General features: G+C 41.2%; 11 protein-coding genes and 2 pseudogenes. 11 read left to right on the top strand and 2 right to left on the bottom strand.

Annotation, left to right across the window (positions count from 1 at the left end; translation table 11 throughout):
- Positions 1–12 precede the first annotated feature (12 nt).
- Positions 13–924 carry a ParB/RepB/Spo0J family partition protein gene (locus tag ACNS8M_RS13885; RefSeq protein ID WP_004761035.1) on the top strand — a complete coding sequence of 304 codons (912 nt, stop codon included), beginning with the start codon at positions 13–15 and terminating at the stop codon, positions 922–924.
- A 100-nt stretch (positions 925–1,024) separates the two neighbouring features.
- On the opposite strand, the gene ACNS8M_RS13880 is transcribed toward ACNS8M_RS13885, so the two are convergent.
- A protein-coding gene (locus ACNS8M_RS13880) for an IS3 family transposase (protein ID WP_087554624.1) occupies positions 1,025–2,184 on the bottom strand; the annotation gives its coding sequence in 2 pieces (ribosomal slippage) (positions 1,025–1,950 and positions 1,950–2,184; 1,161 coding nt in all).
- Positions 2,185–2,293: 109 nt separating this feature from the next.
- On the opposite strand from ACNS8M_RS13880, the pseudogene ACNS8M_RS13875 reads away from it, so the two are divergent.
- The 7 genes and pseudogenes from ACNS8M_RS13875 to ACNS8M_RS13845 all read left to right on the top strand — a co-directional run.
- Positions 2,294–2,422, top strand: a pseudogene (locus tag ACNS8M_RS13875) (IS1595 family transposase); the annotation flags it as partial.
- 311 nt (positions 2,423–2,733) lie between these two features.
- Positions 2,734–2,903: pseudogene (locus ACNS8M_RS13870) on the top strand (transposase domain-containing protein); the annotation flags it as partial.
- 368 nt (positions 2,904–3,271) lie between these two features.
- On the top strand, positions 3,272–3,721 hold the full coding sequence (locus tag ACNS8M_RS13865; RefSeq protein WP_201949738.1) for a hypothetical protein: 450 nt from the start codon (positions 3,272–3,274) through the stop codon (positions 3,719–3,721).
- Between the two features lie 10 nt (positions 3,722–3,731).
- Positions 3,732–6,257, top strand: coding sequence for a hypothetical protein (locus tag ACNS8M_RS13860; protein WP_419225346.1), 2,526 nt, complete (start codon positions 3,732–3,734; stop codon positions 6,255–6,257).
- Positions 6,244–10,059 carry a tyrosine-type recombinase/integrase gene (locus ACNS8M_RS13855; RefSeq protein WP_004761049.1) on the top strand — a complete coding sequence of 1,272 codons (3,816 nt, stop codon included), beginning with the start codon at positions 6,244–6,246 and terminating at the stop codon, positions 10,057–10,059. Before ACNS8M_RS13860 ends, ACNS8M_RS13855 begins: the two co-directional genes overlap by 14 nt.
- A 765-nt stretch (positions 10,060–10,824) precedes the next feature.
- On the top strand, positions 10,825–12,480 hold the full coding sequence (locus ACNS8M_RS13850) for an HNH endonuclease signature motif containing protein (RefSeq protein ID WP_138001002.1): 1,656 nt from the start codon (positions 10,825–10,827) through the stop codon (positions 12,478–12,480).
- A gap of 551 nt (positions 12,481–13,031) precedes the next feature.
- Positions 13,032–14,264, top strand: coding sequence for an ATP-binding protein (locus ACNS8M_RS13845; protein ID WP_001255534.1), 1,233 nt, complete (start codon positions 13,032–13,034; stop codon positions 14,262–14,264).
- Between the two features lie 273 nt (positions 14,265–14,537).
- Here ACNS8M_RS13845 and ACNS8M_RS13840 read toward each other — a convergent pair whose 3' ends face one another.
- Entirely contained in the window at positions 14,538–14,867 is a 330-nt protein-coding gene (locus tag ACNS8M_RS13840) for a DUF4236 domain-containing protein (protein WP_000506885.1), read from the bottom strand.
- Positions 14,868–15,075: 208 nt separating this feature from the next.
- On the opposite strand from ACNS8M_RS13840, the gene ACNS8M_RS13835 reads away from it, so the two are divergent.
- The 3 genes from ACNS8M_RS13835 to ACNS8M_RS13825 are packed head-to-tail and all read left to right on the top strand — an operon-like array spanning position 15,076 to position 17,156.
- A complete protein-coding gene (locus ACNS8M_RS13835; RefSeq protein WP_419225345.1) occupies positions 15,076–15,942 on the top strand; it encodes a WYL domain-containing protein in 867 nt (288 codons plus the stop codon).
- A 10-nt stretch (positions 15,943–15,952) separates the two neighbouring features.
- Positions 15,953–16,564: a DUF1819 family protein gene (locus tag ACNS8M_RS13830; RefSeq protein ID WP_004758931.1), complete on the top strand. Its 612-nt coding sequence runs from the start codon at positions 15,953–15,955 to the stop codon at positions 16,562–16,564.
- A gap of 16 nt (positions 16,565–16,580) precedes the next feature.
- The gene (locus tag ACNS8M_RS13825; protein ID WP_005403808.1) at positions 16,581–17,156 is read left to right on the top strand and encodes a DUF1788 domain-containing protein; all 576 of its coding nucleotides are present in this window, start codon (positions 16,581–16,583) and stop codon (positions 17,154–17,156) included.
- Positions 17,157–17,190 lie beyond the last annotated feature (34 nt).

Below are 17,190 nucleotides of genomic sequence, written 5' to 3'. Positions count from 1 at the left end.
CCTGAGAGCATTATGGCAAGCACCAAAGAGCTTTTAGCTCAGAAACTGAAACAGAATACAGAAAAACATCAGCAAGCACAGAAAGATAATATTAAAGAGCTAAAAGAATTTAGACGTAATGTCCCTATTGAGGATATCAGCCGCAGTCCAAACCAGCCGCGTAAAGTCTTTGAAGAGTCACAGTTAAAGGAACTGGCGGATTCTATTAATGAAATCGGCCTCTTGCAGCCCATTACAGTGCGTAAACTGGATAATCTGAAATATGAACTGATTGCAGGCGAGCGACGCTTACGGGCGCATCAGCTACTCGGTAAGTCTGTGATTGAAGCCATTATCATTGATGCAAATGATGTAGAAGCATCTTTGTTAACCTTGGCAGAAAATTTAAAGCGTCAGGATCTGACAGATTATGAAATTTTTATTGGCCTGAACTCTCTCGATGAGAAATTAAAGAAAAACAAGCAACGTTTAGCCAATTCACTGGGTTTAAATCGCGAAGATATGTACAAGTATTTAGCGTACGAAAGGCTGCCTCAAGCAATTTTAAATGACCTTGATCTGGAACCAGGCCTGCTAGGTCGTACTGCTGCAACTGCATTCAAAAAATTTCTATCGGATCATCTGGAACAACTTTCTGAGGCCGAAACGGCTTTACTCGGGGCTTGGGAAAAAGTAAAAGACAAAAAACTTGAGCAAAGCAAAGTTACTGCCTATGCTGAAAAATTATTGAGTCAGGATCCAGAAAAACTGACCACGACATCAGTGGTCAGAAAAATTGAATATGCGGGTAAGATTGCGGGGAATATTAAACTGAATCAAAAACAGCTTAAGGTTTCTCTGAATATCTCGGAAATTGACGAAGCCAGTCTATTACAACTAGAAGATTTTTTAAAACAGCTGATTCAAAAAAGCGAAAAAGTGTAGCAAGTTGCTACACTTTTTTTAATAACCTCAAACCAATTATATTCTCATGCATTATTGAAATTTATTTTCTTAAGTACACTTCTTTGTATTTTGCCTGATCCTAGACAGTATCGTGGACAACAAATCCCTCTAAATTCTTAAAATATTTCTGTTCAAAGGCTTCTGGGCTTAACCAGCCGTTTGCGGAATGCCTTCTGACCCGATTGTAATAAATCTCAATATAGTCAAACAAGACTGTATTCGCTTCTTTTCGAGTGGCAAACACACTGCCATGGACCACATGACCTTTCAATGTATGAAAGAAGCTTTCGGTCACTGCATTATCCCAACAGTTTCCCCTGCGTGACATACTTTGAACGCAGTTATTCGTCAATAATAGCGCCCTAAAATCACGACTACAGTACTGTGAGCCTTGGTCCGAATGCACCATGACACCCATTGGATACCCCTGACGAGCCATTGCATAATGAAACGCATCACACACCAATTGACGGTCTATTCGATGGCTGGTTTGCCAACCGACAATACGACGGCTGAATAGATCCAGCATCACACACAAATACAGCCAACCTTGCTTAGTACGGATATAGGTAATATCCGTTGTCCAGATCTTATTGGGTTCATTGACCGTAAATTGACGATCCAACAAGTTAGGCGCTGTAGGCAAACGATGGTTTGAATCAGTCGTATACTTGTATTTACGTGCAATCCTGCTACGTAAACCAAGCTTTTTAAGCATTCTTCCAACGGTTCGTTCGCTCATGCTGTAACCTAAATCATGCATGTCATGTACCAATGAAGGTGCACCCAATCGTGCATGATGCTGCCAATATACGGCTTTTAAATCATTATATTTCTGCGCTGGATTGGCCTGGCGTTTTCGCCAGGCATAATAGCCTGAAGTGCTGACACCCAGGCATTGACAGGCAGAAGATACAGTGACTTCATTCACATCCAGATCTTGAATTACCGTGTACTTTTCTTGGCATGATCTGTCAGAAAGTACACATGCGCTTTTTTTAAGATGTCATTGGCTTCCCTGAGCTGTTTGACTTCTTTCTCTAATTCTAAGATCCGCTGTTGTTCTGGTGAAAGTTGACGTTTGCTTGAACCTACTGGATTGGCTTCACGAATCCATTTGTCTAAAGTTGAATAACCCACACCTAATTTCTGGGCGATTGCAGCTATAGGTTCGTGGGAGTTTGAAAGTGCATAATCAATCGCTTGCTGTTTAAATTCAGGACTAAAACGTTTAGCCATTTCTTGAATCTCCAAAGATTAAAGTTACGTTATCTTTAGAGGGACGTGCTGTCCATTATTTTGGCTAGGATCAAGGATAAGGGTTCTGTGAAATTTGTCGTGTACAGAGAAAAGAAGGCTAGCAAAGTTCAACGGTATATCAAAAGAGTATTTTGATTATCATCTTAAAGAAACAGAATGGCGTTGGATGAGGGAGCTTAATGAGCTAGCAACAGGGTTGTGGGACCTCATTAGGTAAAACTAAGTGTAAATCTGCTAGTCTAAAGCCATATTACAATAATGAAAGATTTGCGAGTAATTATAAAGTTATGAGATATTTTTTTCAGTAATAAGTATGGCTTTGTTGCACAAACATTTAAAAGTTAAAATGCCTTTGTACGCCACGATCAATTCTATAGCCCTGTGAAGCAACAAATTTCGATTCACTTAGATACTGATGTTCTTGCATTTAACGAGTCTGGCATCTAATCGAGTTGTCGTAAAATTTAAAACATGCTGCCTACGATAGCTCAATTAAAAATATTTGTGTAGATAGCTCCTTGAGGGTAGAACTGGCTGTTTGCAGGTTCGCTACGCAGTAGTCAACGAGCAGCGAACATCATGACCCTGATCCAGTCAGCAAAGATGAATGGGCTATATGCCTATTTAAGTGATGTGCTGAAAGGTTGCCGACACATAAAGTGACCCAAATAGTTACTGCGACACCGCTTGGAACCTGAACCGAATTAAAAAATAGCGATGGGGTTCAGCGGATGCTTACCAAAATTTGAGGCGAGGCACATGATTTTCTGCTCAATTTAAACTGCTTTAACAGCATATCGATCACTTTGACAAGCTCAAAGATTTACATCTTTGGCGGTTTTTTCACTTGGTTTTTATGACTGGATTTAATAATTTTTTGTTGAAACTGTTTATGAAAATTGAGGGGTTGTAACTTAATATAGTGGGGAAGATTGCAGAATATTAGAGATTTTAAAATCATAAATATTTGAATAATATTGTTATTGTCAATATTTGCTAAAAAATCTTCAAAAGTAAATAAAAAAAATGTTATAAAACTTTGTGTGTTAATTTTTGGTCATTTATTATGATTTTTGCTCAGTCAGCAAGCAACACTGCCCTCTTTCTTTATCAGTTTGTCCTTCCTTTCGTGACCACAACACCAAAGCTACTTAAGTTGAAGAAGGAGGTGGGGAGTCTGATGAAACAGAAACCAGACAGGAATAAAGACAAACAGAAGGAATTTACAAAATGCTATGTGCAGATATGGCAGCAGATTATCGAGATCTTAAAAACGGACAGTGCCGTGCGTGCACATGTGCACTATATGCCACAGCTGCAGTTGATCCGTGAACTTGATATTTATATTGATCCAGAAGTGCAGGCTGATGTTTTTGGTCAGTCAGGGAAACTCAGTGCCTATTTTTTGATGACGTTTTTTAACTTGCGCAACGAGGAGGCTAAAAAACAAGTTAAAGAGCTCCTGAAAATTAAGCGTCAGTGTGATCTTAGTCCTGAAGAAAAAATTGAATTGTGAGTCATGAAACGTGGCAAAAGTACAATCTTTAGAAAACTATCTGCAATCTCATCTCACTGCTGAAACGCAAGAATGTGAGAAATTAAATAAAGCAGACAAAAGCGATAGTGAGAAATTGCGGGTCAACTTCGCGATCCTATACTTGCAACTACAGCAAACTGTGACGTTCACAAAATTTTCTGAATTATCTGTAGATGATTTACTCCAAATTGAGAAATTGAAGCTTAATGCAGCTAAAGTTTATACCTCGATTGTGAGCGCCCGACAACTAGGCAAGGATTATCTATTTGCGGCATTCACTTATTTTGCTACGTATGTCTCTAAACAGCTGGATGAAACCGGTTATTTGCTCTTGCGGGTCAGTTATTTGTTTTACAAGCAATATCAGGCGATTTGTCCGTTAACGGCTTCTGACGCCAAGCAAAAAGAAATCTGTGATTTGTTGCGCTACATTTGTAAACCGCTGGTTGAGCTTGGTCTGCAACATCAAGAGGAAAGCAGTGAGGAAAGCAGTGAGGAAAGCAGTGAGGAAAGCGACAGCAGACGATTACTGCAACGCTATTTAGATTTTATGTTGAATCTGGTGCAGTTCAATAAGGAAATTTATGAGAATTGGACGAAGTTTATTCAGGATTTTTCTTTAAAAGAGAAAAAATTTTCCAACTACTTGCGTGCACTAACCATCATTTTTAAACGTCTGGCCGACAAAAAAATCGTGTATCGAAAAATACACAGGAAAATACGAAGAAAACGCATACTGCAAAGAATAAAAGCTAAAAAACGGAAACCGAGAAAACCAAGACCTAAAAAGCTGAAACCTGTGCCGGATTGGCCCTCGCAAGAAGAGGAAGTTGAAAAGGACTACCCGTCGCAGGGGAAGATCACTTTATCTTATTTTCCGGCTGATATCACGTTTGATCCATGGATCGTGATAGATGAAGAGGGCGAGATCGATGCGATTGAACAAGGTTGGCAGATCGAAACCACAGATCCGGGAACTGGTCGTTTTTTTAGATTTGTAAATGAATATGCGACGCATATGTTGCGACATCGACAGCGTCGTTTACAACCGCTGGTGACCAACTCTTATTATATGAGTCAGGATGTAATTCAGCATCTTTTTTACCTGTTAAATGGCGAATTAAATAGCCAAGATCCGGACAGTTCTGCCATGGCTGCCGCCTGTTTACTCAGCCTGAGCAGTGGCTTGTCACCTGTTGCACTCCTGAACTATGAACAGCTGATTGAAAAGGGGGTGCTGCTGAAAACGGGGAGCGCCAAGCGGACGGAATATCAGGTGAGACTGTATCTGGCGATTACTCAGCAAAAAAATGAAAGTTTAATGCCACATCAGTTGAATCATATGGTATCTCATGAGCTGTATTTGTCCAGCAGCTGGTTTGAATATCTACATTTACGTTGTAGTACTTCGCCTGTGACGGTGCAAGAGGTCAATCAATATCTGAAAAAATGCATAGCAGGACAACAGCTTGGTTCAATCACTGTCGAAAAGTTACAGGCACAGTTGTACTTCCATGTTTTTCACCACACGTTTAATGAATATATTGCACATGTGCTGTCGGGTAAAGATAGTTCTCATGATCTTCCCGGCAGTTTTTACGGAGGGGTTGCAAAGAAGCAGCTGAATGAGAAGTACCGGATTTATCTGAATACGCTGTGCAGACCGGACACGGAAGCCGAGATCAAGATCGTCGAGCAGCAGTTTGAAAGCTCGAGTGAAGCGGATACCACCCGGCTGGGGAGTCAATTGGCCCTGACTCCGGATTTTGTGTCTGATTTCTTCCAGCAGCTGCATAAGGTCTGTCATGAGAAAATTCAGTTGCATCAGCACTTGATCGAGCGGATCAATGCCTACAGTTTGTGGATGTGGCATATCAGCCTGTTATGTTTAACACGACGTCCGCAAGAACATTTGTTGGGGGAGTGTAGTGCTTATGATCTGGATTTAAGACTGCTATATGTGAATGATAAAAAGAATAGCCAATCACGTAAGGATGGGCGTTTTATTCCGTTAGCGAAGTTTTTTACTCAGGCGTTTAAGCATTATCTCGATTTCTTAAACAGTGTGGTCACTCACTATGCTGACTTACTGAAATTTGTCTTCAAGAAAAATTTCACCCTTGAAGATCTGTTTGGCAAGGTGATTGTCTATCCGGGAAGCCTGCCGGTGACGGCTCAAGCATGGGACAGTCCTAAAATCAGGATCAAGCCTCTTAGCCGAGCTTGGGTGAATGAAGCGTTGTCGCGCTATGCCTCAGCGCCTATTTACAATAACTGGCTGCGCCATTTTGCAATGAATATGCTGATGGATCATGGAGTGGCGTTTAATGTGATTCAGGCCTTGTACGGCCATGATCAACGCGATCAGGAGCTGTTTTATCGTTATTCCTCAGCCTCCTTGTATCAGTATATATGCCATGTCAGTCAAGGCATCGATGAGATGATCAAGATATTGCAGGTTGAGCATTTATCCAGTCCGATGCCAAAAAAGGATAAAGCACATGACAAAGCATGATGTGATTGCTACGTATATTGGTGAGCAAGTTGAACTGACTTTTCAGCAGATGCTCCAATCGATTGCAGGGCGTAAAAGAAGTACGACAGATATTGATAAAGGGCTTGAGAAAATCTGGCTAGATTTTCAGTCAGCGCTGAAGAAATTTTTGAAGAACCATAAGCTTAGCACGGCAACACTCCGAGCCCCTTATCTACAACAGAGCGAAGCCTATTTTTTTCAACTGAAGGAAGACTACCTGAGCGAAACGCAAGAGGCTTATCCGATTAAAATCATGTCCCTGATATATGAAAATATCAAGCAGCAAGTCGAAGCGGATTTTAATAATAAGATGTCGGATGTCATTAAAAAAAATCAGGGTAATACGCTTGAAATCGATAGCGAAATTGAGAAAATTTGGGTGGATTGTCAGGAAGAAATCAAGGCATTTTTAAAGGAAAGAAAGATTGCCACGGTCGCGCTGAGAGCCCCTTATTTACAATGGGCTGAAGACTGTTTGATTAAGCGTAAAGAAGCTTATGAAAGCGCGTCGGAAGATGCTTATTTGATTAAGATTCCATCAACCATTTATCATCAGATTGCTCAGCAAGTGGCCTTTACTTTTCAACAAATGAAGGAGGCTATTGCAGGACAGAAGGACAGCCAGCAGGATGTCGATGACCAGATTGCCCGAATCTGGGCGAATTTCGCCAAAGGACTGGAGACTTTCTTAAGGAACAAAGACTTCACCACTCGTGCCAAGCGCAAACCGTATATCAAACACAGTGAAGCCAGTTTTTTAGCCTGTTTAGAACAGTATCAGAATGAGGAACACCAGCCTTATCCGATTAAGCTGCGCCCTACGACGCTGTTTTCTGATCCTCCACCGCGGCAGATTCTCAGCACTGAAGCCAGACTGCGGTTGGGACAGCAGCATTTTCATATTGCCAGAGGACTGAAAGCGTATTGGCGTAGCGAGACATTGCAGATGCCAACAGCACAACAGTGCTTGGGTCATCTGTATTTAAGTCTGATTTATTGTTCAGGCTGTAGTGATCTCACTCAGCTGGTCGCCATCGGCAATCGTCTGCTGGAGGAGGAGAAAGAGAAGGAGAAAATGTGCCATCCGTTGTCTGGGTATTCAACACTGTATCGAAGTGACTATAAAAAAATTACCAATCCACTGGTTCTCAGTTACTGCATGCCACACCGCTATTACGGCAATGAGATTAAAGACAAGAAGATTTATCAGTGGCGGCATGTCTGGTTCAATCCTTATGCACAACTTTTTTTACACATCCTGAAACAGCAAGCAGAGGACCTGCAACCACAACATCCGCGTAAGGTGCTGGAAGCGATTCTGAGTGTGTTCGAGAATCTTAAAAAACAGCTCAAGGTCTCGGAACAGATTGCGGCATTAAAAAAAATCTTGCAATCCGAGGATCAGGATCTCATTGAGATCACTGCACTCAAGCCCTTTCAGCATGTCAACTTGGCGCTAGAAATCCATCCAGACTTGAGTCTGGATATGTGTTTAAGTGAAGTATTGCAGAATCATCTAAAAACCGTGTCTTTAACGGCAGAAGACCAAGGTGTAGCCTGGTTCAATACCTTGAAATCCACGAATGATCTTGTCAAAGTAGAATATGGGATCCTCCCGTTAGAGACTGAAACAGCCAAACCGGTGGTTATCACGGCACATCAGCAACTGAACGAGCTTCCATTTGAGTTGGATTTTTTTGAACAAGAGCGAGCCCCGGCAGGGAAAAATAAGCAAAGCCAAAGACAACGCCATCAGCAGCAGTTTAAGCAATGGCGCAATATTCAAACCCGGTTGAGTGTAAAGAAGGCAGCCTTAGCGGGCGACAATTATAAAGAATGCAATTTGATAGAAGCACAGTTAAGACTATTGAGCTGGATCTTTTATTTGAGAAAAGAAGAAAAAGAAAACGGCAAGAAATTAAAATTGAGTAGTATCAAGCGTTATCTGAGCAGTTTTGCGAAAGACTATTTCTTTCATATCTATATGTATGACAATGACCTTGAACAGATGAGTGTAGAGCACTATGAGCAATTGTATGCCTCCATCCTGAACCGCATCGATGAACGTGCTGAAACACAGCGTGAATACACAGACACTCGCTCTCAGGGTCGGGCACAATATGCCTTTGGACGACTGAAAGATTTCCATGCTTTTTGCCAGAAAGAATATCCGGAGAATGTGCCAGCGGTCAGCAGCTTTGACCACAGTGATTTTCAACGTATCCAGTTCTGTCAAGCCAAGCTCATCAGCCCACAGCTGTTTATTCAATTAAAAAAAACAGTCATTCAGAAAATTGAGGCCTGTTCAACTCAAAAAGAAAAAGTCCATTTGCAGCTGTTGTTGCTAATGTACATCCTGGCTTATCGTTTGGGATGTAGACTCAATGAAATCCGGGGGCTGACACTGGGTGAAATCATTTGTCCTCAACTGCTGTGGAAAGACGATCCAGGCAATCAAACGGTCGCCATACGCATCACCTTGAAAAATAATGTCTATCGACGACTGAAAAGCCAAAATGCGCAACGTCAACTCGATTTGAACGCGGTATTACTGGATGATGAACTGCAAGCGGTGAAAAGCTATCTTCTGCATTGTTTTCAGCAGCCGAATAATAAGAAGGCGAACGAGCAGTTGGTTTTTGAGATCGGTGGAGAAATCCTGAGCGAGCTGTATATCTCAAAAATGACCCGGCTGCTGTTCGATGAAGTCATCAAGCCAGATCACGGCTATACCTTCCACAGTTTCCGCCATAGTGCCGCCACTCATTTGGCAATCGCCTGGTTGGGATCGAAAGAAATGGTGATGACCTATACCGACTACAGCTGGCAGCAGGCTAAGTCTATGCGCAAGCATCTGTTCGGTGAACAGGCTATCAGGCATGAAGCGGTGATTCAGCATAAATGGCGTTTGCTGGCCGATTGGATGGGGCATAGCTCGATTGAACAAACGGCCTCACACTACCTGCATACCCTGGATCTGCTGGCGATTGATCGAATTTACAATACGCCCTGTGTAGTTCATCCTGCTGTTCTGAATAGGCATTATGATCGTGAAGAAACTGAAGCGGTGGATCTGAATCGCGACCGCCAACACCGAAAGTGCTTTGAACGTGAGCAACCGGTGTTGGGTATTGATCAGAAAGTACAACCTTATCTGATGCCCAAGATGCAATTCGAGCTAAAGCCATTATCCTACAAGGTCATCTACACGTATCTCAACACATATCAAGATGCAGAGATCCAAGCACCTCATATAGTGGATAACCTAGATATTTGGATTAAGCGTGCGCTTTGGCTTGCTGTAAAATGGCAAGTACCTTCATTCAGTAAACTTGGATGGAATTTGGACAATGCTGCATCGATCGAGAAAAAGTACTTAAGCGACCTATATGACAAGCAGATCAAAACCAAGCTGAAGCCAAAGAGCCTACAGCTATTTATCGCATTAAAAGATCTTTTAAAGGAGAAAGTTCTGTCGGCTTTAGCTGTATTGATTCAGCATGGCAAACTCAGAAGAAACCAGTTTTGTTTCCAATGTCGTTTTGATGCCCAGCAAAAGCCAAAAATGGGTTGGGAAATGCAGGATTTTATCGAGGGGATGCAGCTGTTGTTACCTGAAGATGTCCAATTACAGTACGAAAACTATCCGGTGGATCTCACGCAAAAAAGTCGTGAGATTCACGTCTATTTTATCGATCAACAAAGCAATAAAAACATTACATTATCCCTTGCATTTGATTTGCTATTGGAAGCTGTACAACACCCTTCCTTATGGGAATAGCCTAAGCAGATATCGTTCAATTTAAGGGGCCCAGGCCTTTGCTTTGTCAAAATCTGATTTGCCAAGCAAAGGCCTGGGTTTCCGCGAATTTGATTTTTTGTTTTAATTATTCTCATGATTTTAATTCATTGAGGCCCTTTCATAGAATTAAAAAATAAATGTAGGTAGTGCTTCAAAAAGTATGCTGCATAGATTTTGAGCTAAACACGCATCCTTGTATGTAGGTAAAATACAGGGATTTTTTCGGCTAAAATTTTGAAAAAATTAAGCCAGCATTCAATTTTAAAATATCACTAAAAAATGAATAAAAAATTCTAATTTGGTTTGACCAAAGAAAAAGATACAAATATGATAATTACATTACAGCAAAATCTGTAATCGGGCGTGGAAACCTGAAAATTACTACAGAAGCATTAAAACCGCTTTAGCGGTTTTTTTGTGCTTATTATGCTTAGTTTGCCATTATGGTAGGCCAGGCAGGGCAGTCTATGACTGGCCGTCTTCTGTAGTGCGGTATTTCCACCCCTGTTTGGTCTACCTCCATCTCGTGGAAAAGATGGTTGTAGATAGTCAACTCTAAACTACAGGTACTAAACATGAAGATTTTATTATCTAATCCCCCCATTTCTCTTAGGTCTCTTTTGTTAGCGCTGACTGGATATTGACGGTCATTTAATTCACAGCTTTAACCAAATCGAACTATATACATTTTCAAATTTCGTACTTGAGCGAAAGTAGGAAAGTGTTGCCTGGAGAAAATAAGAAATGGGTTCTACACGACTATTGACCAATATTATTCAGCGTAAAGTCATGTTGCCAGAAGAAATGTCACCTTCAATGCAGCGTGACAATTTTGAAGTGGCACTGACTGATTTTGAAAAGCATCCAATCATCAAATGTTTATTTAAAGCGGATAACCAGCGTTCTACGGAATGTTGGAGCGTGCAAGAAATTGCAAACTTTATTGAGGATTGCACAGAAGATCAAAACATCAATTTATGCATTTTGTATTGGAAAGATATACACAGCAATATTTACATTATTGATGGAGCACATCGTCTTTCCTGTATCTATGCGTGGATTAATAGATATTTTGCGGATGAGCAAGTCACTCAAGCACCTAATTTCAATGATCCACAAAAACAAGATATTCGTTACCTCCGCAATTATTTAGGAGATCTCGCTGATTTTCAAAGAATTTGCACTGATGCTGAGTTTGCAGAAAAAAAGTCGAAGTTAGAAGATATTAAAATCAGTTTCAGGCAGGTACTGGGGACTCCGGAAGATGCGCGGCGGGTATTTCAATCGATTAACTCAGATACTAAACGTTTAGATAAATATGAGGAATATCACCTAAGAAATCGCGGTAGTGACGCGTATTATGCGATCTATGCCTGTTGTTATATCAATGACAATAAATCTAACCTAGAAGAGCTCCAATATACACGTTTAAATGAGTTGATTGAGTTAGGGGAGAGGATCCACCAGCTACTTTTTTCGACCATTTTATTAGACAATGAAATGAGTCATGGCAAAAAAATTGGCTTGGTCAATGAGCTGATGAATATCATTGCGGGTGATCAGATTCATAATATTATGAGTCTGAATCAGGGGGAGCGCGTTGAAAACCTAATGTCGCATCTGTTGACCATTCTTTGCAGGATAGCGACGCCTGTAAAAAATGCTGGGGTTCCGAGTTTGGGCTTACATCCATACTTATATTTTTATAAGGATCAGCGTTTTCAGATTACTTCTTTTCTTGCATGGTTTTCAATTGTGTATGAAATTCATGAAAGCCGCATGCAGATTCATCATCGAAAGATTAGTTTCAAGGACTTCACCCGGATACGCCGTAGTATTGAGTTCTTGATCGCCAATTTCCCCGTGGCGACCACCGAAACGGTCGGCAAGTTCGGCAGTGGTATCAAGGGCTATGATCGGCTACAAATTGTCTATAAAGCCTTTATTTGCTTAAGCTTGGAAATGGAAGTTGATTTTGATGATGAGGAATGCCTGAATACCTTTATTCTGTCCATGTCTAAGGCCTTCAAGTACATAAACTTTAACGAGTTTTATGTCGAAAGATTTTTGGGTGGTTATGATGATGCAGTCGTCAAGCATGTGGTGGGATATGTGGAGTCGATTAGTCCAATTTCTCGGTCAAAGCCCAAGGCCTTTTCGGCATTAACCAAGAGTCTGCTTAAGCACAATTTTGTGGTGGGTAATCATAACTTTTGCCTCATTTGTGATGGATTGATCTATCTTGATTCTACTGAATCGGATCATCGGATTGCCAAAGCCGTAGGTGGGCAAGGCGTTCTAGAGAATGGTCTGCTGGTTCATCCCATCTGTAATAGGATGAAATCAGATCTGAGCCTGGAAGAGATTAGAGCGGATTTGTTTGGTGAATTACTGTATTGAGCAGCAGAGCGATGAGCTCATTTTTGCAGATGTATCAATGATTAATCACATGATTTAACTTTTGATACATTCAGCCAATGTGGTTATTTTTAATTCAGTCCAGAATCACAACCAGAAACTAGCTGTAGTTTCTGAATGACCGTCAAGGTCCTTAGTTTCGCCCATAGATTCCCTCTGTGGGCTTTTTTTTGATCAAAAATTGTATAGATGCTCTAAAATAAACCTTTTAGCATTTCATAAGCAATTAGGATTAAGGCTGAGACCATCAGCACAACAAAAATGAGTTCCACTCTAGTTAACATATTAATTCCTTTTACTTTTCACTTAATTTATATAGCAGTTAAGTCGCAGCATCAATGACATAACATGACATGGAAAATAATCAAAAAAGATAGAATCTAGATTTTTATTACATTTACTATCCGTATACTTCAACAGCAGCTTTGAATGTTTCACTTAACCTTTAAACTTTTATTAAAATTAAATATATTTACACATGTATTCTAAAATTTGATAGAATTTATTAAAACTTTAGATTCTAAGTGTAAATAATGAGAAGCGCTAATATTCGACGTGATGGCTACTTAAAATTTCTGAATACATGGCAAGACCGTGATGTCATTAAAGTACTTTCAGGTGTGCGTCGCTCTGGAAAATCCACCTTATTGGCGATGTTTCAACAAGACCTAAAAGCACAGGGTGTACAAGCCGAAAACATCATTGCCATCAACTTCGAATTTATGGAATTTGAAGAACTCACCGATTACCGTAAACTACATGATTATGTATTGTCCAAAGTTGATAAAAGTAAAAAAAACTATGTTTTTTTAGATGAAATACAACATGTTACAAATTTTGAGAAAGTAGTCGACTCCTTATATGTTCGGGATTATATCGATTTATATATTACAGGCTCAAACGCATTCTTTCTAAGTGGAGAACTTGCGACTTTACTTACAGGACGCTATATAGAGCAACATGTTCTACCTTTGTCATTCCAAGAATTTAAACAGTGGCATATTGAAAATAATCCGATCATCCAACAATTATCCAATCGTGATTTGTATGCTATGTATACGCGCAGTAGTTTCCCTTATACGCTTGCCATGACTAGCCAGCAAGAAACTTATGATTACTTGCAAGCGGTCTATGCCAGTGTAATGTTTAAAGATGTTATTCCTCGTTTGAATACTGCTGATATTAACTCTCTCGAGCGTGTCGCAAGATATTTGGCAAGCGTGACAGGCTCACCTATTTCCATCAATAAAATTAAAAATACCTTTGTTTCAAGTGGGGTTAAAATTTCATTTGAAACAGTAAAACGCTATATTCAGGGCTTACAGGACAGTTTGTTATTTTATAGCGCCGCACAATTTAAAGTACGCGGGCGTGAGTTATTACAATCCTCTGAAAAATACTATTTAGTTGATGTCGGATTGCGCCGGATTATGTTGCCTGATGCTAATGCTGATCAAGGTCATATCTTAGAAAATGTGATTTATCTTGAGCTTGTCAGACGAGGTTATACGGTCTATGTAGGGCGGGTTGATGAATATGAAATTGATTTTGTTGCTGTCGATACTTTACAGAATTTAACTTATTATCAGGTGGCATTAGAAACGCTCAATGAGGAGACACTCAGCCGAGAGTTACGTCCATTACAGAAAATTTCTGATTCGTATCCCAAGTATTTGCTTACCTTAGACACGATAGGGACTGAAGCGAATTATAATGGTATTGTAAAAATGAGTGCTCTCGATTGGTTGCTATCTGAAAATAAGTAAAGTTGAGGGTAGACATGGATACTCTTATTTATTAATTAAAACTCAAAGACTTTTCAGCATCATTCAAGAATGTATTCAAGCATAATTTCTGCTCCAATTGTAATGGATCGATTTACCTCGATTCGATTGAGTCAGACTATCATGATTGAGCCAGAGTCGCTTACTGAAAGTAGCGAGAATTGCGCTGGAGTTTCTGAAGGATATTAATTCCTTAGTTTGCCCATTCATCCATCTGGGCATTTTTTTTTTGATTAAAATACAATGCGGTTCTTGCTAAAAAATGACGGCACCCACCATAAAACACAATATTCCAAAAATAATCCAAGGCCAGATCTTTGTCTTCGGTTGTTCTAAATTCTGAGGATTATATTCCGTGTGTTCTAGCGATGTCGGTTGTGGAACACGGGTTTTTTTAGAGTAAGGCTGGTGTTTAGAGTAAGATAGTCCCGTACCTGGAATGCCGACACTGGTTCGCGTACCTTTTTTCCCAATATTTAGAGAAGCACCAGGTTTGCCAATGCTGGCACTGCTGATGCCTTTATGGGTCAGATTAATTTTAAAACCCGGGAATAATTTAATACTTTTACGAAATCTAAAACCCATATTGCTCTCATTCTAAAACTTAGCTCAATTCACGCGCTATACCAGGATCCATGATCTGCTAGAGATCGTACTTTGACGGCTATCATCAGGATACTAGTATATTTTTTATCTGATGATTGCAATACTACCTTTAAATACCGTCAAAAATGTTTACTGTATATTTGCTGTAGGGTAATCTTAAAGCTGCTATTTATTGACTGATTGGTATATGACGACAGATAAGCATGAAGTGCTTCTTCGAATGCGAGCCATCGAGCTGCTTGCTTACTGGGAAGGTCGTTTGGTTACCAATCGTTTGATGAGCTGGTTTGGGCTCAGTCGACAGCAGGCTTCTGCGGATATCAAGCGTTACAATACGCTGTATAACCCCGATGCCTTGATTCATGACCCCTCCGTAAAAGGCTATGTGCCTAAAGCCACGTTTCAACCGGTGCTGACTACCGTACATATCAATGAATATCTCAATATGCTCTCGGGCTTGGTCAGTGAATCGCATGCCCTGATTGCGATGCCAGAACCGAATCTTGCAGCAGTTCAATTACCTGATCGCAGTGTGCGCCCCGAAGTGATTCGGGAGGTTTTGCGTGCCTGCCGAAACCAAAACACTTTAAAAATGATTTATGCCTCGATGCAGAATCCGCAGTGGCATGAACGCATCATTTCCCCACACACCCTGGTGTATACCGGTTTTCGCTGGCATGTCCGTGCCTATTGCCATCAGAGCAAGCAGTTTAAGGACTTTTTACTCTCCAGAATTGATCGCACACCTGTTGTGGTGGCGATTGAGTCAGTAGACCCTGCTCAGGATCAGCAATGGCATGAAGAAATTGTACTGACGCTGATCCCTAATCCAAAATTGAACTCATCACAACAAGCGCTGGTCGAAAAAGACTTCGGCATGCCTGATGGCAGATTACAGATTCCGGTGAAAAAAGCCCTGGCTCACTATACCTTGCAGCGATATCAGGCCGCGATCACGCTGGCTGAGGCGGATGATGCCTTGAAATATCCCTTGGTACTACAACGCTCAGATATCGAAAAGCTGTCGTCTTACCTGTTTGATCAGGCCTCATAGGAGATTGGCCATGTTAGAACAATTTCATTATGACAGTGACCTGATTGGTGGCTCCCTGATGGTGCGTGAAAGCCGGCTGATCGCTGATCTGTTATTACGAGAAGCGACTCCAGAACAATGGCATCAGGCAATTCAGATTGACAATATTCTGCAAAAAAGAACGCCTGCTTCAGCCCAACGTAACGCCACTGCCATTCGTAAGCGTCTTGAGCGCTTAGAGCCTGATTTCTGGAAAGCTTTGCGTGATGGGGATGATGAGCTGGCGACCCAGGTGGCTTTTTGTGGGGCACTGGAACGCAACCTGTTGCTGCTTGAGTTTATGGAAACGGTGATGAGGGATGCCTATATCTCCCAGGCGCAATACTTGGACAGTTATATCTGGTCAGACTTTCTGGATGAGCGCTCACAACGCGATCCGGATATCTGCGAATGGAAAGAGTCCAGCAAGAAAAAAATGGGGCAGGTGGTGTTTCGCATGCTGGCAGAAGCCGGTTACTTAAAAAGTACCCGTAAGCTGGAGTTACAGCGCGTGATCGTCAGAGCAGAGCTGCGTAGCCTGTTGGAAGAACATTATAAACAACGCATTAAAAGATCTATGGAAGTGTCGCTATGGACGCGGTAGTTGTAGAGGGGCAGCAATGAGTCAAACAATACATGAGCGTCTGAACCAGATTCCAGAGCGAATTCTTTCCACCGAGTTTCTCACCGGGCAAGGACTGGGCAATGAAATTGGCTTCTGGATTTTTGATTATGCGCCTGAAGATGAGTTGAAAGTGCGCGAATATCTGCATTTTCTCGAAGGGATGCTGGAGAAAAAACACAGTCAGCTGAAGGTGGTGAATATCAACCTGCTGCAAGCCGTGGTGGATTATCTGGCTGAGCGTAACTTCATCGATAAAGCCATTCAAATGCAAAAAGCCAAAGGCGATGAAGCGCTGCTCAAAGCCTTAAAGGGCCCACTGCATATGGATAAGTTCGCGCCGTATCTGGTGAGTAAATATGCCACCAATGCGCAAGATATTGTGTTGATGACTGGGGTTGGGTCGGTTTGGCCACTGTTACGTGCCCATCACTTATTGAACAGTTTGCATTCGTTACTGGGGCATAAGCCAGTGGTGCTGTTTTACCCGGGCTATTACGACGGTCAAGCGATGAGTTTATTTGGAAAAATTCCAAGCAACAATTACTACAGAGCATTCAGATTAGTGCCTTAAACACGGCAAATAGAAATAAGAATTCGGGGGAATG

The organism is Acinetobacter sp. A2 (assembly GCF_048537555.1).
Classification (GTDB): Bacteria; Pseudomonadota; Gammaproteobacteria; order Pseudomonadales; family Moraxellaceae; genus Acinetobacter.
This window is presented reverse-complemented; position numbering and strand designations above follow the sequence as displayed.

What these genes read in the sequence shown, in the direction of transcription:
- ACNS8M_RS13825 (WP_005403808.1), top strand. Translation starts at nt 16,581, where the DNA reads ATGAGTCAAACAATACATGAGCGTCTGAACCAGATTCCAGAGCGAATT.
- ACNS8M_RS13830 (WP_004758931.1), top strand. Translation starts at nt 15,953, where the DNA reads ATGTTAGAACAATTTCATTATGACAGTGACCTGATTGGTGGCTCCCTG.
- ACNS8M_RS13850 (WP_138001002.1), top strand. Translation starts at nt 10,825, where the DNA reads ATGGGTTCTACACGACTATTGACCAATATTATTCAGCGTAAAGTCATG.
- ACNS8M_RS13885 (WP_004761035.1), top strand. Translation starts at nt 13, where the DNA reads ATGGCAAGCACCAAAGAGCTTTTAGCTCAGAAACTGAAACAGAATACA.
- ACNS8M_RS13855 (WP_004761049.1), top strand. Translation starts at nt 6,244, where the DNA reads ATGACAAAGCATGATGTGATTGCTACGTATATTGGTGAGCAAGTTGAA.
- ACNS8M_RS13835 (WP_419225345.1), top strand. Translation starts at nt 15,076, where the DNA reads ATGACGACAGATAAGCATGAAGTGCTTCTTCGAATGCGAGCCATCGAG.
- ACNS8M_RS13865 (WP_201949738.1), top strand. Translation starts at nt 3,272, where the DNA reads ATGATTTTTGCTCAGTCAGCAAGCAACACTGCCCTCTTTCTTTATCAG.
- ACNS8M_RS13840 (WP_000506885.1), bottom strand. Translation starts at nt 14,867, where the DNA reads ATGGGTTTTAGATTTCGTAAAAGTATTAAATTATTCCCGGGTTTTAAA.
- ACNS8M_RS13845 (WP_001255534.1), top strand. Translation starts at nt 13,032, where the DNA reads ATGAGAAGCGCTAATATTCGACGTGATGGCTACTTAAAATTTCTGAAT.